Source organism: Mesorhizobium sp. M00.F.Ca.ET.216.01.1.1 (assembly GCF_004010325.2).
Lineage (GTDB): Bacteria > Pseudomonadota > Alphaproteobacteria > Rhizobiales > Rhizobiaceae > Mesorhizobium.
The window spans coordinates 257,741-279,727 of the sequence record NZ_SADR02000002.1 but is presented as its reverse complement, the minus strand read 5'-3'; the positions used below and the strand labels follow the sequence as shown (position 1 = coordinate 279,727).

Genomic DNA, 21,987 nt, shown 5'->3' with positions numbered 1-21,987 from the left:
AAGTGGACGCACGTCGCTCTAGGTTAGCGGGGCACCGATGCTGCGTTATGTATTCCGGCGGCTTTTGACCGCCATCCCGACGCTGTTCGTCATCGTGACCACGGCGTTCTTCCTCATACGCGTCGCGCCGGGCGGCCCGTTCAATCAGGAGCGAGGGCTGAGCCCCGAGGTCAAGGCCAATCTTGAAGCGCAGTTCGGCCTCAACGACCCGCTCTGGCTGCAATATGTCCACTATCTCGGCAATCTGCTGCGCGGCAATTTTGGCCCGAGCTACAACTTGCCGGATTTCACCGTCACCGAATTGTTCGCCAAGGGCCTGCCGATTTCAATCCAGATCGGCGCCTCGGCGCTGATCCTGGCGCTGTTGCTCGGCGGCCTCCTTGGCACCATTGCGGCGCTCAATCAAAACAAGCTCGCCGACTATTCGGTGATTGCGCTTGCGGCCGCCGGCAGCACCATCCCGACCTTCGTCATCGCGCCGGTGATCCAGCTTTTGTTCGGGTTGACATGGCGGCTGCTGCCGATCGGCGGCTGGGGCGATGGTGCCCTGCTCAACAAGGTCGGTCCGGTGCTGACACTCGCGTTGCCGCAGATCGCCATCGTCGCCCGCCTGATGCGCGGCTCGATGATCGAATCGCTACGCTCGCATCACATCCGCACCGCCCGCGCGCTCGGTCTGTCGGACTGGTCGGTCATCGTCAAGCATGCGCTGCGCGGCGCCATCCTGCCGATCGTCTCCTTCACCGGCCCGGCAGCTGCGGCGCTGCTCACCGGTTCGATCATCGTCGAGACGATCTTCGCCGTTCCCGGCGTCGGCCGCTATTTCGTCGATGCAGCGCTAAACCGCGACTATACGCTGGTGATGGGCACCGTGGTGGTCATCGCGCTGTTCACCATCGTCTTCAACCTGATTGTCGACGTCATGTATGCCTTCGTCGACCCCAGGGTGCGCTATGACTGATATTGCAGCCACCGCTCCAGTCGTCGTTGGCCGCTCCCTGTGGGGCGATGCCTGGGCGCGCCTCAAGGCCAATCGCGCCGCCATGTTCAGCCTCTACTATCTTGTGCTGATCGCGCTCGTCAGCGTGTTTGGGCCCGCTTTGGTGCCGCATCAATACACCGCCATCTACGCCGACTATGTGCGCACGCCGCCGAGCTTCTCGGCCTATCCGAAGGCCGACATGATCGAGTCCGCGCTAGACGAGGCGATCAAGCGCATGCGCGTCGACATCAAGGAGTGGCGGCAGGAGGGCGACCGCATCTTCGTTACCGTCAGGTCGTCCAAGCCGTTCGACGACCGCAACGTCCGCTACCTCGACCGGTCCGACGCTTTCGACAACACCAAGATAGAGAGCAAATCGCCTGATGGCCTCGAAGCGGTGCTGAGCGCTTCGATCAAGCAGCAGTATTTCCTGTTTGGCACCGACAATACCGGCCGCGATCTCTTGTCGCGCACGCTGATGGCCGGGCGCATCTCGCTGGCCATCGGCCTTCTCGCCGGCGTCGTGGCCGGTGTCATCGGCGTGCTCTATGGTGCGGCTGCCGGCTTTGCCGGCGGCAAGGTCGACGAGGTGATGATGCGCATCGTCGACGTGCTTTATTCGCTGCCGTTCATCTTCTTCGTCATCATGCTGGTGGTGTTCTTTGGCCGGAACTTCGTGCTGATGTTCCTGGCGGTCGGCGCCGTGCTCTGGCTCGACATGGCGCGCATCGTGCGCGGCCAGGCGCTGTCGATCCGCCGGCAGGAATATGTCCAGGCGGCGGAGGCGATGGGCGTCGGCCAGCGCGGCATCCTGATCCGCCACGTCATCCCCAACCTGCTCGGCCCGGTGGTGATCTACATGACGCTGCTGGTGCCGCAGGTGATCATCCTGGAAAGCTTTCTGTCGTTCCTCGGCCTCGGCGTCCAGGAGCCGATGACCAGCTGGGGCGTGCTGATCTCGACCGGCGCCCACAACATTGGCACCGCCAACTGGTTGCTCCTGTTCCCGGCCTTCTTCCTCGTCTCGACGCTGTTCGCGCTGAACTTCGTCGGCGATGGCCTGCGCGATGCGCTCGACCCCAAGGACCGTTGAGATGGCCGCTTCCGAAACGATCCTCAGCGTCAAGGACCTTCGCGTCCGTTTCCGCACGCTTGACGGCGCGGTCGAGGCCGTCAAGGGCATCAACATCCATGTCAATGCAGGCGAGACCGTTGCCGTGGTCGGCGAATCCGGCTCCGGCAAGAGCCAGACGATGATGGCGGCGATGAGCCTGCTGGCCTCGAACGGCGAGGCCACCGGCACCGTCGACTATCGCGGCCGCAACCTTCTGGCGTTGAGCAAGTCCGAGCTCAACCAGGTTCGCGGCCGCAAGATCAGCATGATCTTCCAGGAGCCTATGACCTCGCTCGATCCGCTTTATTCGATCGGCAACCAGCTGATAGAGCCGATCCGCCGGCATCGGGGTCTTGGCGCGGCGCAAGCGCGCGAAGAGGCGCTCAAGCTGTTGCGGCTGGTCCATATTCCCGATCCCGAGCGGCGGATGAAATCCTATCCGCACGAGATGTCTGGCGGCCAGCGCCAGCGTGTCATGATCGCCATGGCTCTGGCCAATGATCCCGACATCCTGATCGCCGATGAGCCGACGACGGCGCTCGACGTCACCATCCAGGCGCAGATTCTCATGCTGCTGGCCGAACTGCAGCGTAAGCTCGGCATGGCGATCGTCTTCATCACCCACGATCTCGGCATCGTCCGGCGTTTTGCCGACCGCGTCTACGTCATGCGCTATGGCGAGGTGGTCGAGGAGGGCGAGGCGGAAGCCATCTTCGTCAACCCGCAGCATGCCTATACCAGGATGCTCTTGGCCGCCGAGCCGACCGGCACCAAGGCGCCGCCGCCGCCAAATGCTCCCGTGCTGCTCGAAGGCAGGAATGTCGAAGTGACCTTCAAGATCGGCGGCGGAATCCTGGGCGGCGAGCCGCTGATGCTGCGCGCGGTCGATCGCATTTCGATCCGGCTGAAACGCAACCAGACCATCGGCATCGTCGGCGAATCCGGCTCGGGAAAGTCGACGCTCGGCCGCGCCTTGCTGCGGCTATTGCCGAGCGACGGCGTCATCCGCCTCGGCGATCGCGATATCTCGACCGCCGATCGCCATGCGATGCGGCCGCTGCGCCGCGAATTGCAGCTGGTTTTCCAGGATCCGTTCGGCTCGCTGTCGCCGCGCATGACCGTTGGCCAGGTCATCACCGAAGGGCTTCTGGTGCATGAGCCGGCGCTGTCGGGCAAGCAACGCGACCAGCGCGCCGTCGAAGCCTTGCGCGAGGTCGGGCTCGATCCCAACACGCGCAACCGTTACCCGCACGAATTCTCCGGCGGCCAGCGCCAGCGCATCGCCATCGCCCGCGCCATGATCCTGAAGCCCAAGGTGGTGGTGCTTGATGAGCCAACCTCGGCGCTCGACCGCTCGGTGCAGAAGCAGATCGTCGAGCTGCTGCGCAAGCTGCAGGCCGACCACGAACTGTCATATCTGTTCATCAGCCATGATCTCGCCGTCGTGCGCGCCATGGCCGACTACATCATCGTCATGAAGCAGGGCAAGATCGTCGAGGAGGGGCCGGCCGAGGCGATCTTCAGCAATCCGCAGGCCGCCTACACGCAGACGCTGATGAACGCAGCAATCGATGTCACGCGGTTTCGCCTGAGCGCGTAGCGCCACCGGTGCGGCTTTCTATCGGTAGGCTGGGACAGGTTGCGCCTCACTTGGATGAAAAGGCGGACGGGGTTGAGAGAAGGGCCAGGATTGCCAACACGGCCTCTATGACACCGTGGCGCCGCAGCGCGGCAGCACGCGAGAGGAGCCGCGGTGCCACTACCCGACAGGTGGGTGACAGTGACCTATGTCTCCGGGCCGTACCCTGTTTTTTCTGGTCGGAGTGGCAGGATTTGAACCTGCGACCCCCTCGTCCCGAACGAGGTGCGCTACCAGGCTGCGCTACACTCCGTGACCAGACCGCGGGCTTATAGCCGCCGTATTTCGTTCCTGCAAGCGCCAATGGCAGCGCTTCTGTCGCATTTCGTCAGCTTTCGCCTGACATGGCCGAGGGTGTCCGGATTTCCAATCGGATAATCACCTCATCGCGGTCTAAAAGACGTGTGCGACATTGATGCGTTTCAGTTTCGTTTGAGTTGTTTTAGATTGGCTCCTGATCCGACGTCCACGAAAGGGTCTGCCACGAACTGCATGCAGATCCTGGCGAGAGAGGGCGTCGCGTTCGGATTGATGAGATGCGCGGCCGAAATCTGCAGGTCGAACTCTCCCAACTCCGCGCTCTGCGAGTTGGTCCAAGTGATCGCGCACGCAGCCGGAAATCATCCCTTTCGCATCGCGTCTCAACGCATATAGATCCGGCGGCGCGCTTGCCTTCGAAAAGGATGCTGATAAAGTCGCGACTTGGGGCTTGGGCATCGCTGGCGTTCTTACGCGAGGCTGCTGAACATCACGGATGACCGACAGGACCCAACTCGCGACCAAGAAGCCTTTACTCGCGCTGAAACCGCTCAAAGCGGCAGGCAATAGCTTTTCAGGTCTCTTCTCCAGCCATATTGACGGCGCGAGTTTCGAGCGGGTCCCGTTCGATTGGGAACATCTTGGCCGGGGCCGCTACGACATAATCGTCTTCCACTGGCCAACCGAATTCTTTCGTCCTGATAGCCGCAAGGCGACACTCAAGCTTCTCGGGCGCATGCTTTTGGACAAGCTACGTCACCGGACGAAGTTCGTATGGGTGGTGCACAACCTCCAGCCCCATGACGGCGGCGCTATGAACTCGGAACTGACCGCCTACCTGTTCCTGAAACTGCTGGATGGCGCAATCTTACTCTCCGAACATTCTCGCCAGGAGATGTGCCGCCTTCATCCGTTCACCAAGTCTCTCGCTACGCTCGTCACAGTTCATGGCCGTTATGATTCGTTCATCCGTCCGCCTCGGGATTCCATCCCATCCGAACGGCGAAACAAGCTTCTCTTCTTTGGCCTGATCAGGGACTACAAGAATGTCGAGAGGCTCGTGACAGAGGCTCACAAGGTGGCAACGGACCCTTTCTCGCTCACCGTAATCGGTGTCTGCCCGGAAGAGGAACTGGAACGCAAGATCCGCGCCGCCGCAGGCGACGACGCACGAATCAGCCTCGATATCCGCCACGACTTTGTGCCGGACGACGAGTTGGAGCGCGTTATCGATGCGCATGACGCCGTCGTGCTGCCATATCGCAACATTCTGAACAGCGGCGTCGCCTTGCATTCCCTTGCGCGGAACAAACCCGTTCTTGCGCCTAGGATGGGCAGTCTGCCGGAACTTCAAGAAATGGTCGGCAACGAGTGGGTACATCTATTCGACGGCGACATCTCAGCTAACGGTCTCGAAACCTTCCTTGCCGCCCTCGACACCTGCAGGGCGCCTCGTCCAGATCTCTCGCGCTTCGACTGGGAGCGGATCGGATCGGACGTGACGCGATTCCTGAAATCGCTATGACCTGCCCGATCTGTTCTGATCAAAACCGCGCTTCTCGCCGTTGTTTCGCTACAAGCGACATCGGGTCTGCATTTGAACACAAGCCCAGTGAACGCAAGCCTTTTGAACGCAAGCCTTGTGAACGCAGGCCCCGCCTGTTTTTCGACATGGCAGAGTGCGTCAACAGCGCCACGAACGATAGCGCCTCAGCGGTCCCAGAGATCGTACGGAAAGCTCGCCTTCAGTCTGGCAAGATCAGGGCTGACCGGGTCCATCGGGCTTGCTCGGACGGCCTCCTCGCGCGATCGTGTAACGTCCAACCGCCGGCGGCCGACACCGAGGACATAGTCCTCGTATTTCAACGTGTTCTCTTCTTCCGACAGGCGAAGATAGGTGCAGGGGACGCCGAAGGCGTCGGCGACAACCAACCCGTGCAGCGAAGTCGAGATGACAAGGCTTGCCTGGGAAATGCGCCGTACCACCGTCGCCCAGGGATCGAGCGGCGAGATGACGTTCTCCCATCCGTCCATTTTTGGCAGATCGTGCAGATTGGGAACGAAGGCCACCGGCGTTTTGCGCTCGGCGGATTTCGGAAAACGGGCGCCCAGAAGTTCGGCGACGAGGATCCCGGGGTCACCGAAGACCTCGGGCACATCAATACCTCGCCGATTAAGGAAGTCACGCGTCAGTGGGCCCCGGACAGCACGTACGTCAAGCCACCTGAAAATATGCCTCTCGACAGGCACCTTGCCGTTCACCCCAGAGCCCCAAACGACGTCACCATCCCGAGCGAAATGCAGGATCGATCCGACCGCGAGAAGCCTGGCCGGGGTCGGTCGCTCCTCGTCGAGAAAGCAATCCGCTTCGGCGGCGATCTTGTTCACGATTACAGAGGACAGATAGTCGCCGAAGTTCACCGCGACAGGCGATTTCCAATAGAACAGTTCGATCGTCTTTGCCTGAAACGGGACGGGAGACGCAGGTGCCAAACGCCTGTCCCGCCGCGCAAGGTCGCGCACTGTGCGGAGGATTTTGTTCATCCGTTTCTTCATAACGATATCTTCCCGCGAATTGAACACGCGTCACCAATGATATTTTTGCCGAACGGATATCACTACGCCAGGCACAGACGAACTCCATTGAGCCTCAACCGCGCAAGTCCCTGCGGCAATTTCGCAGGGGAGCTCGGTTGAGCAAATCAAAAACCCGATTGCGCCGTGCCCGAGGCTCGCGATCTGAGCGAAGACCCAGTGACTGCGCTTCTCTCTGTGTATCGGATTTCGGCGAGCGTGGTGTGGTAGCTCGTGGCCCATGCGTCAACGAAGCGCAGAAGGTGGCGGTCGTTACCCGTCCTCGCTCGGGGTATAACGATGGCGCCCTTCTTTCAGGGTCTTCGAGCGGTGGGGGTTTGCGTACAACGAACAGCGGGAATTTGCGTACAATATGAGCAGCATCACCGGTCGACTCATCAAGGGGAGCATGTGGCTAAGCCTGTCCCGGGCGATTGTGAACGCGCTGGCGACGTTAAGCACTTTCGTGCTGGCGCGGTACTTGGCGCCCTCCGACTTTGGCCTCGTCGCGCTGGCCACGACGATGCTGTTGATCGTCAGCACCGTCACCGAGCTCTCGCTCACTCAGGCACTCATCCGTCACAAGGCGCCCGAAGAATCGCATTTCAGCGCCGCTTGGACACTCAACGCCACGCGCGGATTGCTCCTCTGCCTCTTCCTTGCGGCCTGCGCCTACCCGGCATCGGTGCTGTACAAAGAGCCGAGGCTGTTCGGTGTCATGCTTGCGCTAGGCTTCAGCGTCCTGATGGGAGGACTGAGGAACCCGCGCCTGATCATGCTTCAGCGCGCGCTGATCTTCTGGCAGGAATTCGTCCTCAGCGTCGCACAGAAGTTCACAGGTTTCGTTGCCGCGGTGGCAATCGCCGTTATCTTTCACAGCTATTGGGCCTTGGTGATCGGGACGCTGGTGAGCCAGGCTACAAACGTCATCACCTCCTATCTCGTGCTGCCGTTCCGGCCCAGGATCACCTTCCGGCACATCCGGGAGTTCTTTTCGTTCTCCGCATGGCTCACCGCCGGCCAGATCGTCACCACACTCAACTGGCGTTTTGATTATTTGCTGATCGGCAAGGTGCTCGGCGGAACGGCGCTCGGCTATTATACAGTCGGCAGCAATCTGGCTAGGACACCTACGGCCGAAACGACCTCGCCGCTCACCCAGACGATCTACCCCAGCTTTGCCAGCATCCGCGACGATCCCTTGCGCCTAGCCGCCGCCTATCAGCGCGTACAGGCACTGGTCACCGCAGTCGCGCTTCCCGCAGGCGTCGGGGTCGCGGTGGTAGCCGATCCGCTGGTCAGGCTCGCGCTGGGGGAGAAATGGGCGCCCGCCATCTTTATCATCCAGTCGCTCGCCTCGGTCTACGCACTCCAGACACTGGGTTCGCTGGTGGACCCGCTCGGCATGGCAAAGGGTGAGACCCGGCTGCTGTTCATCCGCCACACACAGATGCTGTTCATCCGGGTTCCAATCATCTTCGCCGGCCTGATGCTGTACGGACTTCAAGGGGTCATTTTCGGCCGCGTGTTTACCGGGCTGCTCAGCGCATTTGTCAATATGATCCTCGTGCGACGCCTGATCCACGTCACGGTGCTGCAGCAACTCTCGGCGAACGCGCGTGCGCTCGCAAGCATAGCGGTGATGGCGGCAGGTGTTTCGCTCGCCTCCAGCTATCTTGTGCATACCAGCGACAGGATCACGCTCGTGCTGCAACTGGCAACCCTAGTTGCTCTAGGTGCCTTTTTGTACTGCGGGTCGACCTTGCTATTCTGGATATTGATGAAGCGACCAGCCGGCCCCGAAACAGAGGTCCAGAGGATCCTGGGAAAAATCCTGTTGAAAGTTCGCCCCGCTTGAAAATTGCGCGCCACCGCATACGCCCGCCTTGCCGGCCAGATGGAGAACGAGGAATGACTTCAGATTTAAATCTGGTCCTGATCGCGAAATTGAAGGACATGATCCATGATTGCCTGAAGGACTATATTTCCGACGAAGAGCCGGTGGCGATTCTCGATTTTCCGGACATCCGCAACTGCGGCGATTCGGCGATCTGGTTGGGCGAGATGGCCTATTTGAAGGATCGGTTTGGCAAGCGGCCGGCCTATGTTTCACGAATGCATGATTTCTCGCCCGAGGACCTTGACCGCGTCATGCCGACGGGGCCGATCTTCGTCCATGGCGGCGGCAATTTCGGCGATCTTTGGATTACGCATCAGGATTTCCGCGAGCGTGTGCTGGAACGTTTTCCGGAGCGCCAAATCATCCAGTTTCCCCAGTCGATCCATTACAAGTCGCAGGAGCGTGCGAAAGAAAGTGCGCGGATCATCGGACGTCATAAGAATTTCGTGCTGCTGGTCCGCGATGAGGAGTCGAAGCAGTTCGCAGAGAAGCACTTCGATTGCCAGGTGCGCCTCTGCCCGGACATGGCCTTCTGCATCGGCGAGCTCCAGCCGGCTGCGTCCGAATTTCCTGTGCTTGCGATGCTGAGGGCAGACCTCGAAAAGTCGGGTGATCCCGATCGCTCGGCCCATCCCGACGTTCCAATGGAAGACTGGATTACCGAATCCGCCAGACGCGTTCGTGTCTCAAAGGCGCTCGGTGCGGCGTCGGCGCTCCTGGCGCTCAAGCCGGCTGAGATGCGGCTGCGCAAGCTGGACGCGGCTGCGCACAACCGCTTCCGGCGTGGCATCCGGCAGATCTCGCGCGGGCGCGCTATCGTCACCGATCGCCTGCACGTTCACATTTGCTCGTTGCTGCTCGGACGGCCACATGCCGTCCTTGACAACAACTATGGCAAGATACGGCGATTCATGGCTGCATTCTCGGGCGGAACCGACCTGTCCTATAAGGCGACATCGCTCGACGATGGGATCGCCTGGGCGCGCCACGAGGCCAGTCGAGGAGCCGCCGGATGATGCGGCGGGTAAAGCAAACAGGCGTCTGCGGAGTTGAAATTTGATGACCCTCGTCACCTTTATCATCCCAGTCCGCCACCAGGACAATGCCCGCGATTGGAACCTTCTCAAAGCGAACCTTGCCCAAACCGTCGCTTCGATCTCGAACCAGACCAATGGCAATTGGCGAGGCATCATCGTGGCAAATGAGGGTGCCGATCTGCCGGATCTGCCGGAGCGCTTCAGCGTCGAGCGCGTCACTTTTCCTCCGAACGACATGCACGAACTCGGCAAGGCCAGCATTGAGGATTTCCGCGACGCCTTCCGCGCCGACAAGGGGCGCCGTGTGCTGATGGGTATGCTGCGCGCGCGCGACAGCCGCTTCTTCATGATCGTCGACGACGACGATTTCGTAAGTGCCCGGATCGTCCAATATGTATCGGAAAATCCCGACGCGAACGGATGGATGATCGACCGCGGCTATATATGGGACCACGGTGGCAAGCTCTTGTTAGGGCATGACGATTTCAACCATCTCTGCGGAACGTCATTGATCATTCGATCGGACCTTTATGGATTGCCGGAGCGGTTCGAGGATGCCTCGCTCGATTGGATCAAATCGATGCTGGGCAGTCATCATCGCATCACCAACATACTTGCTGAGCGTGGCACGCCACTGGCGGCGCTGCCATTCCGCGGCGCCGTTTACCGCGTCGCCCACGGAGGGTCGCACAGCAAGACACCCAGCCTTTTGGTCAGATATTTTCTGAACTGGGGGGCGCTCAAGCGGCCCAGGCGATTGCTGCGTAATGCATCCAAGCTCCGGCTGGTCGGCGGAACGGCAAAGCACGAGTTTTTCGGCGGCGCGCGTCGCGCAAGTACATGATTCCGCTGAGTAGCTCGCTGTTGAGAGAGTAAGTCACCGCCTATTATCGAAATCCGATTGTGTTTGCCTGGAGCTTCCTGACCCATGATGATCAAGCCCGTTGGCGAAGCCCGGCCCAACACCTTCGAATTCGAAACCTCGGCGCTGATCAAGGCGTCCGGGTTTCGCGAGTATGATGCGCGCTGGTGGTTCGGCCATCCGGGCTCGGCGGAGCCGCCGGAGCTCAATCTGATCGGCGTCCAAGCGCTCGGCATGGGGCTCGGCACGCTGATCCGGCGCCTCGGCGTCGGACCCGACATCGTGACCGGCCACGATTTCCGCAGCTATTCGCTGTCGATCAAGCTGGCTCTGGTGTCCGGATTGATGGCCGCCGGCGCCAGGGTCAGGGATATCGGCCTGGCCCTGTCGCCGATGGCCTATTTCGCCCAGTTCGCGCTGGACACGCAGTCGGCCGCCATGGTCACCGCCTCGCACAACGAGAATGGCTGGACCGGCGTCAAGATGGGCGCGGCGCGTCCCCTGACCTTCGGTCCTGAAGAGATGAGCGCGCTGAAGACAATCGTGCTTGCCGGCGACTTCGACCTTGTCGGAGGCGGCTCCTATGATTTCGTTTCGGGCTTCCGCGAGACTTATCTGGACGACCTGACCAAGGGAAAGCGCATATCGAGACGGCTTAAAGTGGTGGTCGCCTGCGGCAACGGCACCGCCGGCGCCTTTGCGCCCGAAGCGCTAGCGCGGATCGGCTGCGAGGTGATCCCGCTCGATGTCGAACTCGATCACACCTTCCCGCGCTACAATCCCAACCCGGAAGACATGCAGATGCTGCATGCGATCCGCGACAAGGTGCTCGAAACCGGGGCTGATGTCGGACTTGGCTTCGACGGCGACGGCGACCGTTGCGGCGTGGTCGACAATGAAGGCAACGAGATCTTCGCCGACAAGGTCGGCGTTATGCTGGCGCGTGACATCTCGCGGCTGCATCCGGGCTCGACCTTCGTCGTCGACGTCAAGTCGACCGGGCTGTTCAAGACAGACAGCATCTTGCGGAAGAATGGCGCCGTCACCGACTACTGGAAGACTGGCCACTCCTACCTTAAGCGCCGCGTAGCCGAGCTTGGCGCCATCGCCGGCTTCGAGAAGTCTGGCCACTTCTTCTTCAATCCGCCGATTGGGCGCGGCTATGACGACGGACTGGTGACGGCGATCGCCATATGCCAGATGCTGGATCGCAATCCGGCCAGCAGCATGGCCGATCTCTATCGCGCGTTGCCGCTGACCTTCGGCACGCCGACCATGTCGCCGCATTGTGCGGACGACTTGAAATATGGCGTCGTCGAGCGGGTGGTTGCGGACTTTCAGGCGATGAAGCGGGATGGCGCGGTCTTCGCCGGCCAGAAGATCGCCGAGCTGATCACCGTCAACGGCGTCCGCGTCGTTGCCGAGGACGGCACCTGGGGGCTGGTGCGGGCGTCGTCGAACAAGCCGGAGCTTGTCGTCGTGGTGGAGAGCCCGGTATCGTCCGAGCGCCGCCGGCAGATGTTCGAAGGCGTCGATGCCGTGCTGCGCCGCAGCCCCGAAGTCGGCGCCTACAACCAGACTTTTTGAATAGGAAGTTCATGATCGAGCGGATCGTCAGTTTTGTCATGAGCGGCGGTGTCGGTTCGCGGCTCTGGCCGCTGTCGCGCGAGGACAATCCCAAGCAGTTCCACGATTTTTCCGGCGACGGTTCGATGCTGGCCAAGACGTTGCGCCGGCTGACGGCAAGGCCCGATGGCGAAACGCCGATCTTCCTGATCGCCTCGGAGCGGCATGCAGACCGCGTCCATGCCGACCTTGCCGGCCTCGACCTTTCCGGCGGCGGTCCTCTGTTCGAACCGACCGGCCGCAACACCGCTGCTGCCGTCGCGCTGGCGGCGCTGCGCACCCTGTCCGAATTCGGCGACAGTCTGGTGCTGGTGGTGCCGTCCGACCATGAAATCGCCACCGCCGGGCAATTCTGGCAGAGCGTCGAGGCCGGCACCGCGGCAGCTCGCGAGGGCCGGCTGGTGGTGTTCGGCATCAAGCCCAGCCAGCCGGAGACCGGCTACGGCTATATCGAGGTCGCCGGCGGAAAGAACAGTATCTTCGACGTGTCGCGTTTCGTCGAAAAACCCGATCTCGCCACTGCGCAAAGCTATCTCGAGGCCGGAAATTTCTACTGGAACACCGGCATCTTCCTGTTTCGCGCCAGCGCCATGCGCGATGCCTTCGCCGCATTCCAGCCCGATATCTGGCAAGCCACGGAAGCCGCCTACAAGGCCGCGACCAGCGATCTGTCCGGCCTCTATATGCCGCTGGAACTCTACGCCGCCATTCCCTCGACCTCGATCGACTATGCGATCATGGAGCGCGCCGGGCACATTGCCATGGTGCCGGTCGGCTTCCGCTGGAACGATCTCGGCTCCTGGCAGTCGCTGCTCGATGTCGGCCCCTCCGACAGCCAAGGCAACGTCATCGTCGGCGATGTCGTCGCCATCGATTGCGAGAACTCCTACATCCGCGGCGACGGCCGGCTGCTATCGGCCATTGGCCTCAAGGATGTCGCCATCGTCTCGACCGCCGATGCCACCTTCGTCGCTCCGGTCAGCCACAGTCAGCACGTCAAGAAGATTGTCGAGCAACTCGAAAAGAGTGGCCGGCTGGAGACCAGGTTCACGCCGGCGCCCGACCGCATCATCGAAAGCGGCTCCTGGCGCCGGCGCGTGCATCACTGGCTGTTCCAGGAGACCCTGCCACTGTGGTCGACATCAGGCGTCGACGAACGCCACGGCGGTTTCCACGAGGCGGTGGGCTTCGACGCCACGCCGCTGATGAAACCCAAGCGCATGCGCACGATGGCGAGGCAGGTCTATGCCTTCGCTGTCGCCAAGGCGCGCGGGTGGGACGGGCCGGCCGACCGGCTGATCAGCCACGGCATCGAGTTCATGACCAGGAATGGCCGCACCGACAGAGGCGGCTGGGTGCGCACGCTGAATATCGACGGCAGCGTCGCCGACGCCGCCGAGGATGCCTACGATCATTCCTGCGTGCTGCTGGCGCTGGCGCACGCGCATATGTCAGGCAATCCCGATGCCTTGCGGCTGGGCGAGGAAACCTTCTCGTTTCTCGATGCGCATCTCGAGGACGAGCGCATGACCGGTTTCCTCGAGACCTCGAGCGGCGAGGGAGAACGGCGTTCCAACCCGCATATGCATCTGCTCGAGGCCTTTCTGGCCTGGCATCAGGCGACCGGCGAGCGCGCCTATCTGCGCCGTGCTGCACGCATCATCGACCTGTTCCGCAGCCATTTCTTCGACCCGGAAAGCTGGACGCTTGGCGAATATTTCGACGCCGAGTGGAAACCGGCGAGCAGCGAGAAGGGCACATGGACCGAACCCGGCCATCATTTCGAATGGGCCTCGCTGCTGGTCGATTTTGCCGGACGCAGCGGCCAGACCGAGCTGACCGGCTTTGCCCGGAAGCTCTATGCCTCGGCGATCGCCAATGGCCTCAACCGCGCCACCGGCCTTGCCTACGGCGCCGTCTCGCGGCAGGGCCTGCCGCTCGACCGGGTGTCGCGCAGCTGGCCGCAAGCAGAAGCGATCAAGGCGGCGATTGCGCTTGATGGTTCAGGCGGACCTGATTTGAAGCCGGAGATCGAGGCACGCGTCGGCCGCCTGTTCCGCTGGCACATCGATCCTGCGCCGCTCGGCCTGTGGATCGACCGCATCGACGAGCGCGGCCGCTCGCTGGCGTCAGACGTGCCGGCCAGCATTTTTTATCATTTGGTCTGCGCGCTGACTCAGTATCTGGATGGCACTGCCGATATGGCAGGCTGAACATCGAGGTGCGCTGGCGTGACATGCAGGTGTGCACCTCATTGCTTCGCGCCCCCTCTGTCCTGCCGGACATCAGTCGCAGCTCGCAGAAATCAATATGGGCTGGCAACATCCCCGGTCTCGACATAGACCGATTTCAGCTGCGAATAGAGCGCCAATGCGGCCAGCGAATTCTCGCGGCCGATACCGGACTGCTTGAAGCCACCGAAGGGGATCTCGACCGGCGTCAGATTGTAGGCATTGATCCAACAGGTGCCCGCCTGCAGCTCGGCAATGACGCGGTGGGCGCGTGGCAGGTCGCGCGTGAACACGCCTGCCGCAAGGCCGAATTCGGTGTCGTTGGCGCGCTCGATCACCTCGTCCTCGCCGTCGAATTTCAGCACGCTCATGACAGGTCCGAAAATCTCCTCACGCGCGATGCGCATGGTGTCGGTGACGCCGGTGAACACCGTCGGCTCGACGAAGAAGCCGCCCTGGAAACCCTGCAGCGATGGCACGTTGCCGCCGCAGGCGAGCACAGCACCCTCCTGCTTGCCGGCCTCGATGTAGCCGACGACCTTTTCGTGCTGCGCCTTTGAGATGAGCGGTCCCATCTGCGTTTCGGGATCGAGCGGATCGCCGATGCGGATCTTCTTCGTCCGCTCGGTCAGCCGTTCGACGAAGCGATCGTGGATGCCCTTCTGCACGAAGACCCGCGTGCCGTTGGAGCAGATCTGGCCGGTCGAATAGAAATTGCCGAGCATGGCGCCGCCAATGGCGTTTTCGAGATCGGCATCGTCGAAGACGATCAGCGGCGATTTGCCGCCGAGCTCCATGGTGGCGTGCTTCATCTTCGAGCCGGCGAGCGACAGCACCTTGCGGCCGGTCGGCACCGAGCCGGTCACCGAGACCTTGGCGACGACATCGTGCCCGACAAGGCCGGCGCCGACATTGCCATAGCCCTGCACAACGTTGAACAGGCCATCGGGCAGGCCTGCCTCGGTGTAGATTTCGGCCAGTGCCAGCGCCGACAGCGGCGTGTTCTCCGACGGCTTGAACACCATGGCGTTGCCCATGGCGAGCGCCGGTGCCGACTTCCAGCCGGCAATCTGGATCGGATAATTCCAGGCGCCGATGCCGACGCAGACGCCCAATGCCTCGCGTCTGGTGTAGGCGAAGGGTCCGCCGAGATCGACGGCCTCGCCATTATAGGCGGCGGCCGCGCCGCCGAAATATTCGAGGCAGTCGGCTGCTGACGGCGCATCCGCGACTAGCGTCTCCTGGATCGCCTTGCCGGTATCCAGCGTCTCGATGCGTGCCAGATCGGCATTGCGCGCGCGAAGAATGTCGGCGGCACGGCGCAGAATGCGACCGCGCTCGACCGGCTTCAGCCGCGCCCAGGCGGGTTGTGCGGCGCGCGCCGCCTCGATTGCAAGTTCCAGCACGTTCGGCGTCGCTGAGCGCAGCATCGCGATGGTCTCCCCGGTTGCCGGATAGATGACCGGCAGCGCAGCACCCTGCTCGTCGTCGATGTAGCGTCCGTTGACATAGTGCGATGCCGTCGGCTGGGCGCGCATGGCTGTTCTCCAATCGTCTTCGCTGGGGCGGAGCAATCCGCCGGATCATGGCCTATCTGTCCGACACCTGCCAGCGCGGATTGATCCATGGTTCCTGGTTGGACGGCGCCAGCGGCGAGCGGCCGAGAATGTGGTCGGCGGCCTTTTCACCGGTCATGATCGACGGCGCGTTGAGGTTGCCGTTGGTGACGCGCGGGAAGATCGAGGAGTCGGCGACCCGCAATCCTTCGATGCCGATGACACGGCATTCCGGATCGACGACGCTCATTTGATCGTCGGCGCGGCCGATCCTGCAGGTACCGCAAGGGTGGTAGGCGCTTTCGGCATGATCGCGGATGAAGGCGTCGAGATCCTCGTCCGACTGGACATGCGAGCCCGGCGAGATTTCCTTGCCGCGATAAGCATCAAATGCCGCCTGGCCGAAGATCTCGCGGGTCAGCCTTATGCAGTGGCGGAACTCCGTCCAGTCGTCCGGATGCGACATGTAGTTGAAGCGGATCACCGGCTTCGATTTGGGATCGGGCGTACGCAGCGTCACCGAGCCGCGCGACTTCGAGCGCATCGGTCCGACATGCGCCTGGAAGCCATGCGCCTTCGCCGCCGCCTTACCGTCATAGCGAACCGCTGCCGGGATGAAATGATACTGAATGTCTGGATAGTCGACGCCGGCGCGCGAGCGCACGAAGGCGGCGGCCTCGAAATGGTTGGTCGCGCCAAGGCCCGACTTGAAGAACAGCCACTGCGCCCCGATCATGGCTTTCGAGAACGGGTTCAGCACCGAATTCAGCGTGATCGGTTTTGTCGATTCCTGCTGGATGTAGAGCTCCATATGGTCCTGCAGGTTCTCGCCGACGCCAGGCCGGTTGGCCACCACAGGAATGCCGAACTCCCTGAGATGCTGGGCTGGGCCGATGCCGGACAGCATCAGGATCTTCGGTGAATTGATCGAGGAGGCGGCAACGATCACCTCGCGTCGCGCCTTAACGACCTGAATCTGTTTGTTAGCTTCGATCTCGACGCCGATAGCGCGTTGATTCTCGATGATCACCCGCCTGGCGAAACCCTTGACGAGACTCACGTTTTTCCGCCTGAGCGCTGGTCTGAGATACGCGCTCGCAGCCGACCAGCGACGGCCGCCGCGGATGGTCTGCTCCATCGGTCCGAAGCCTTCCTGCTTCGCGCCGTTATAATCGTCGGTCAGCTCGAAGCCGGCCTGGCGGCCTGCCTCGACGAAGGCGCCGTAGAGCGGATTGGTTCGCGAGCCACGCTGCACATGCAGCGGGCCGCCATGCCCGCGCCAGCCATTCTCGCCGCCATTGCTGTCTTCCATTCGCTTGAAATAGGGAAGCACGTCGGCAAAGCTCCAGCCGGCGGCTCCCTGTTCGGCCCAGTGGTCGAAGTCGCGGGCATGGCCGCGCACATAGACCATGCCGTTGATCGAGGACGAGCCGCCGATGACCTTGCCGCGCGGCGTCGCCAGCACGCGGCCGCCGAGATGCGGCTCCGGCTCGCTGGCAAAGCCCCAGTCGTAGAGGCTCATGTTGAGCGGGATCGACAGCGCCGACGGCATCTGGATCAGCGGCCCGATATCGCTGCCGCCAAATTCGATGACGATCACCGAATGCTTGCCGTCCTCCGACAGCCGGTAGGCCATGGCCGAGCCGGCCGAGCCGGAGCCGATGATGATGAAATCCGCTTCAAGCATGGTTCATATGCGCCATGAAATCGGCGAGCGAGACATTGCCGCCGGTTGCCACCACGAGCACGGTCTTATCAGCCACATCCACCGTGCCGCCGAGCAGCGCCGCCAGCGATGCAGCGCCCGACGGTTCGAGCACCAGCTTCATCCGCTCGAAGGCGATGCGCATGGCGCGGCGCACTGAAGCATCGTCGACGGTGACGCCGCGAACGCCGGCCGCCTTGACCGCCGCGAACGGCGCATCGCCCGGCCGTCGCGACATCAGCCCGTCGCAGATCGACTTCGGACCGATCGGCATGGTTTCGATTGCGCCATGCGCCAGCGACGAGCCCATACCGTCAAATCCTTCCGGCTCGACGCCGATGATCTGGGTAGCGGGCGACAGATAGTGGAAGGCGAGCGAAACGCCGCCGATCAGTCCGCCACCGCCGACCGAGCAGAACAGCAGGTCGACTTCGGCATCCTTGGCCGCGAGCTGGTCGAGCGCCTCAAGGCCGGCGCCGGCCTGGCCGGCGACGATTTCCGGGTCGTCGAACGGGTGCAGCAGCGCCAGGCCTTCGCTCTGGGCGATCTCGCGCGCCTTTGCGGCGGCGACTTCCTCTCGCGCCCGCTCGCCATGGTCGGTCAGCACGACGCGCGCGCCGTAACCTGATGTGGCCTCACGCTTGGCGGCCGGCGCATCGATCGGCATGACGATGGTGACGGGAATGCCGAGCGCCTGGCCGGCGGCGGCCAGCCCTTGCGCGAAATTGCCGGAGGAGTAGGCGACGACGCCCTTTTTGGCTTCGTCAGGCGAAAGCCGGGTCAGCCGCCAATAGGCGCCGCGCACTTTGAAGGACCCGGCCCACTGCAGCGACTCCGGCTTGACGAAGACCCGGGCGGCGCCGGTCTCCCTGGCGAGCGCGGCAGATTCCAGCAGCGGCGTGACCTGCGTCGCCCGGGAGGTGACGGCATAGGCCTGCTTGAGGTGGTCGAGCGAGGGAACGAGGATGTCTGTCATCATTCGCCTCGCGGAAAGCGCTTCTGCTCTTCGAGCACGTCGAGATTCATGTGATTGCGCATGTAGCGCTCAGAGGCCTTCTGCAGCGGCTGGAACTCCCAGGGGTAGTGGGTGCCGTTGCGCAGCGCCGGATAGACCACCCAGCGGCGCGCCTGGCTGGAACGCACGGCAGCGTCGAAGGCAGTCATGTCCCAACGTGCCCGGACCTTGTCGGTGAACGCAGCCACCAGATCCGCATGTGCCGGGTCGGCAGCGAGATTGGTCAATTCCTGCGGGTCGGCTTCAAGATCGAAGAGCAGCGGCGGATCGATCTCGCAATGGACGAATTTATAGCGGCCCTCGCGCATCGCCACCATCGGCGCGTTGGAGCCTTCGGCTGCATATTCCATCAGCACCGGCGCCGAGCGCGTCTTGCCTTCGAGCAGCGGCAGCAGCGACTGGCCGTCGGTCCATGGCGCAATGGCGCTCATATCTATGCCGGCCAGGTCGCAAAGCGTCGGCGTGACATCGAGATTGGAGACCGGCGCGTCGATGAGACTTGATGGAATGCCCTTGCCGGCGATCATCAGCGGCACCCGCGCCGAGCCTTCGAAGAAGCACATCTTGAACCACAGGCCGCGCTCGCCGAGCATGTCGCCGTGGTCGGAGCAGAACAGGATGATCGTGTCGTCGAGCATCCGCGTGCGTTCCAGCACAGACAGCAATTCGCCGACCTTGTCGTCGAGATAGGAGATGTTGGCGAAATAGCCGCGCCGCGCGCGGCGGATCTCATCCGGCGTGACGTCGAAGCTGTCATAGTCGCTGGCCCGGTAGAGCCGCTGCGAATGCGGGTCCTGCTTGTCGCGGGGAATGAAACCAACCTCGGGCTCGAGCGCCGGGCAGTTTTCGTAGAGATCCCAATAGCGTCGCCGGGCGACATAAGGGTCGTGCGGATGGGTGAAGGAAACGGTCAGGCACCAAGGCCGGCGCGAAGCATCATCGGAGACGCGGGCGAAATCATAAAGCTTCTGCACCGCATGGAAAGCGACCTCGTCGTCATACTCCATCTGGTTGGTAATCTCGGCGACGCCGGCACCGCTCACCGAGCCGAGATTATGGTACCACCAGTCGATCCGCTCCCCGGGCTTGCGATAGTCCGGCGTCCAGCCGAAATCGGCCGGATAGATATCGGTGGTCAGTCGCTCCTCGAAACCATGCAGCTGGTCGGGCCCGACGAAATGCATCTTGCCGGAGAGGCAAGTGTGGTAGCCGGCGGCACGCAGATGATGCGCGTAGGTCGGGATCGACGAGACGAATTCGGCGGCGTTGTCATAGACCTCGGTCCGCGACGGCAACTGGCCGCTCATGAACGCGGCACGGCCCGGCGCGCAGAGCGGCGAGGCGGTGTAGTTGTTTTTGAAGCGCGCTGCGTGCGCGGCCAGCACCTTCAGATGCGGCGCGTGCAGGAAGTCCGCCGGCCCGTCCGGAAACAAGGTGCCGTTGAGTTGATCGACCATGACGATCAGGAAGTTGGGTCGTTTGGACGTCACGGCACGCTCCGCCCGCTGAGTTTCGTTTCGAGATAGTCCTCGATCAGTGCGATCGCGGTCGCGGCGTCGGGCACGCCTTCCTTCAGTGCGCGTCGGATATAGAGCCCGTCGATCAGCGCCGCCGTCGCTTCGGCGACGCGGTCGGCATCGACTCTTGGCAGGATGCCGGTCAGCCCGCTCAACAGATTGGAATGCAGGCGTCGCGCATAGACCTTGAGCAGCCGGCGCAGCGCCGACGATTTCTGCGCCTCGACATAGAAGGCGAGCCAGGCGGCGATCGTCTCCGGTTGGAACTGGGCGTCGGAGAAGTTGACGGCGACCACCGCCGAGACGCGTTGGCGCGCCGTGCTGGACGAGCGAAGGGCGCGGCGCGTGTCGGCGGTCAGCTCGGCCAGTATGTGTCGCATCGTCGCCAGCAGCAGCTCGTCCTTGGCGCCGAAATAGTGATGGGCAAGTGCCGAGGACACGCCGGCGCGCCCGGCGATTTCCGACATGGTCACATCCAGGGAGCCGCGCTCGCCGATCGCCGAGATCGTCGCGTCGATCAGCGCCCTGCGGCGCAACGGTTCCATTCCGACTTTCGGCATTCTTGCTCCGGCCTTTGCGGCAAGGTTATTTTTTATTGACGGATCAATCAACAAAAATCCAGCCCGATTTGGTGGCAATGCTCAGGCGCAGTGACCAGATATCAAGATCAAGCGATTGTGTGGCTCTGGCCCCCTTCACGAAGTCGGCGGAACGGTTCATACTTGAACAATGTGACAGCGTGCCGCGACATCACGTAGCCCGGCCCGCAGGATGGAGATAGCCATGACAGCATGCATCGTCGGCTGGGCGCATTCACGCTTCGGCAAGCTCGAAGGCGAGACGCTGGAGAGCCTGATCACCAAGGTGGCCAGCGAGGCGCTCGATCATGCCGGCATCGGTCCGGACGAGGTCGACGAGATCGTGCTCGGCCATTTCAACGCCGGCTTTTCCCCGCAGGATTTCACCGCAAGCCTGGTCCTGCAGGCCGACGACCGGCTGCGTTTCAAGCCGGCGACCCGCGTCGAGAATGCCTGCGCCACCGGTTCAGCGGCAGTCAGGCAAGGCATCCGCGCCATCGACGCCAACGCCGCCCGTATCGTGCTGGTGGTCGGCGCCGAGCAGATGACGACGACACCCGGCCCCGAGATCGGCAAGAACCTGCTCAAGGCTTCGTATTTGCCCGAAGAGGGCGACACGCCGGCGGGCTTTGCCGGCGTCTTCGGCAAGATCGCGCAAGCCTATTTCCAGCGCTACGGCGACCAGTCGGATGCACTGGCGATGATCGCCGCCAAGAACCACAAGAACGGCGTCGACAATCCCTATGCGCAGATGCGCAAGGATTTCGGCTATGAGTTCTGCCGCCACGAGAGCGAGAAGAACCCCTTCGTTGCCGGTCCGTTGAAGCGCACCGACTGTTCGCTGGTTTCGGACGGCGCCGCTGCCCTTGTCCTGGCCGACACGGCGACGGCGCTGAAGATGCGCCGCGCCGTCGCTTTCCGCGCCAACGAGCATGTGCAGGATTTCCTGCCGATGTCGAAGCGCGACATCCTGGCCTTCGAAGGCTGCGAGCAGGCCTGGAACCAGGCGCTGAAGAAGGCCGGCGTGTCGCTCGACGACCTGTCCTTCGTCGAAACGCATGACTGTTTCACCATCGCCGAGCTGATCGAATATGAGGCCATGGGTCTGGCGAAGCCGGGCGAGGGCGCAAGACTGGCGCTCGACGGTGAGACCGCGAAGGACGGACGGCTGCCGGTTAATCCCTCCGGCGGGCTGAAGGCCAAGGGCCATCCGATCGGCGCTACAGGCGTCTCCATGCATGTATTGACCGCCATGCAGCTTGTCGGCGAAGCCGGCGGCATCCAGGTGCCTGGCGCCAGGCTCGGCGGCATCTTCAACATGGGCGGTGCCGCGGTCGCCAACTACGTTTCCATTCTCGACCGGATCAGATAAAAGCACCCCGCATTTGCGGGT

At 62.6% G+C, this 21,987-nt stretch carries 16 protein-coding genes and 1 tRNA gene; 10 read left to right on the top strand and 7 right to left on the bottom strand.

Annotated features, from left to right (window positions below):
* The first annotated feature begins 37 nt into the window (after window positions 1–37).
* Genes EN859_RS04175 through EN859_RS04165 form a run of 3 tightly spaced genes read left to right on the top strand, consistent with a single transcriptional unit; the run spans window position 38 to window position 3,696 of the window.
* Window positions 38–961: an ABC transporter permease subunit gene (locus tag EN859_RS04175; protein WP_127851662.1), complete on the top strand. Its 924-nt coding sequence runs from the start codon at window positions 38–40 to the stop codon at window positions 959–961.
* Window positions 954–2,075: an ABC transporter permease subunit gene (locus EN859_RS04170; RefSeq protein ID WP_127851661.1), complete on the top strand. Its 1,122-nt coding sequence runs from the start codon at window positions 954–956 to the stop codon at window positions 2,073–2,075. Before EN859_RS04175 ends, EN859_RS04170 begins: the two co-directional genes overlap by 8 nt.
* A 1-nt stretch (window position 2,076) precedes the next feature.
* Window positions 2,077–3,696, top strand: coding sequence for an ABC transporter ATP-binding protein (locus tag EN859_RS04165; protein ID WP_127851660.1), 1,620 nt, complete (start codon window positions 2,077–2,079; stop codon window positions 3,694–3,696).
* Between the two features lie 215 nt (window positions 3,697–3,911).
* Here the strand turns inward: EN859_RS04165 and EN859_RS04160 are convergent.
* Window positions 3,912–3,988, bottom strand: a tRNA-Pro gene (locus EN859_RS04160).
* Between the two features lie 501 nt (window positions 3,989–4,489).
* Between EN859_RS04160 and EN859_RS04155 the strand changes: the two genes are divergently transcribed.
* Window positions 4,490–5,518 carry a glycosyltransferase gene (locus EN859_RS04155; RefSeq protein ID WP_127851659.1) on the top strand — a complete coding sequence of 343 codons (1,029 nt, stop codon included), beginning with the start codon at window positions 4,490–4,492 and terminating at the stop codon, window positions 5,516–5,518.
* A 185-nt stretch (window positions 5,519–5,703) separates the two neighbouring features.
* Here EN859_RS04155 and EN859_RS04150 read toward each other — a convergent pair whose 3' ends face one another.
* Window positions 5,704–6,537, bottom strand: a complete 834-nt coding sequence (locus EN859_RS04150) for a polysaccharide pyruvyl transferase family protein (protein WP_189501684.1) — start codon at window positions 6,535–6,537, stop codon at window positions 5,704–5,706.
* 403 nt (window positions 6,538–6,940) lie between these two features.
* Between EN859_RS04150 and EN859_RS04145 the strand changes: the two genes are divergently transcribed.
* The 5 genes from EN859_RS04145 to EN859_RS04125 all read left to right on the top strand — a co-directional run bounded on the left by EN859_RS04145 (window position 6,941) and on the right by EN859_RS04125 (window position 14,205).
* The gene (locus EN859_RS04145) at window positions 6,941–8,425 is read left to right on the top strand and encodes a lipopolysaccharide biosynthesis protein (RefSeq protein WP_127851657.1); all 1,485 of its coding nucleotides are present in this window, start codon (window positions 6,941–6,943) and stop codon (window positions 8,423–8,425) included.
* A gap of 53 nt (window positions 8,426–8,478) precedes the next feature.
* Window positions 8,479–9,483, top strand: a complete 1,005-nt coding sequence (locus tag EN859_RS04140) for a polysaccharide pyruvyl transferase family protein (protein WP_127851656.1) — start codon at window positions 8,479–8,481, stop codon at window positions 9,481–9,483.
* Window positions 9,484–9,526: 43 nt separating this feature from the next.
* On the top strand, window positions 9,527–10,348 hold the full coding sequence (locus EN859_RS04135; RefSeq protein ID WP_127851655.1) for a galactosyl transferase: 822 nt from the start codon (window positions 9,527–9,529) through the stop codon (window positions 10,346–10,348).
* 84 nt (window positions 10,349–10,432) lie between these two features.
* Window positions 10,433–11,953 carry a phosphomannomutase/phosphoglucomutase gene (locus EN859_RS04130; protein WP_127851654.1) on the top strand — a complete coding sequence of 507 codons (1,521 nt, stop codon included), beginning with the start codon at window positions 10,433–10,435 and terminating at the stop codon, window positions 11,951–11,953.
* Between the two features lie 11 nt (window positions 11,954–11,964).
* Complete coding sequence (locus EN859_RS04125) at window positions 11,965–14,205, top strand: mannose-1-phosphate guanylyltransferase/mannose-6-phosphate isomerase (protein WP_127851653.1); 2,241 nt, start codon at window positions 11,965–11,967, stop codon at window positions 14,203–14,205.
* 92 nt (window positions 14,206–14,297) lie between these two features.
* Here EN859_RS04125 and betB read toward each other — a convergent pair whose 3' ends face one another.
* Genes betB through betI form a run of 5 tightly spaced genes read right to left on the bottom strand, consistent with a single transcriptional unit; the run spans window position 14,298 to window position 20,576 of the window.
* Window positions 14,298–15,761, bottom strand: coding sequence for a betaine-aldehyde dehydrogenase (betB, locus tag EN859_RS04120; RefSeq protein WP_127851652.1), 1,464 nt, complete (start codon window positions 15,759–15,761; stop codon window positions 14,298–14,300).
* A gap of 52 nt (window positions 15,762–15,813) precedes the next feature.
* Complete coding sequence (gene betA, locus EN859_RS04115; protein WP_127851651.1) at window positions 15,814–17,466, bottom strand: choline dehydrogenase; 1,653 nt, start codon at window positions 17,464–17,466, stop codon at window positions 15,814–15,816.
* Window positions 17,459–18,463: a threonine/serine dehydratase gene (locus EN859_RS04110; RefSeq protein ID WP_189501682.1), complete on the bottom strand. Its 1,005-nt coding sequence runs from the start codon at window positions 18,461–18,463 to the stop codon at window positions 17,459–17,461. The genes betA and EN859_RS04110 overlap by 8 nt, the downstream gene beginning before the upstream one ends.
* Window positions 18,460–19,989 (bottom strand): choline-sulfatase, encoded by a 1,530-nt coding sequence (betC, locus tag EN859_RS04105; protein WP_127851649.1) that lies wholly within the window; start codon window positions 19,987–19,989, stop codon window positions 18,460–18,462. Before betC ends, EN859_RS04110 begins: the two co-directional genes overlap by 4 nt.
* Window positions 19,986–20,576, bottom strand: coding sequence for a transcriptional regulator BetI (gene betI / locus EN859_RS04100; protein WP_127851648.1), 591 nt, complete (start codon window positions 20,574–20,576; stop codon window positions 19,986–19,988). Before betI ends, betC begins: the two co-directional genes overlap by 4 nt.
* Window positions 20,577–20,799: 223 nt before the next feature.
* Here betI and EN859_RS04095 point away from each other — a divergent pair, with 223 nt between their 5' ends.
* Window positions 20,800–21,966, top strand: coding sequence for an acetyl-CoA acetyltransferase (locus EN859_RS04095; RefSeq protein WP_127851647.1), 1,167 nt, complete (start codon window positions 20,800–20,802; stop codon window positions 21,964–21,966).
* Window positions 21,967–21,987 lie beyond the last annotated feature (21 nt).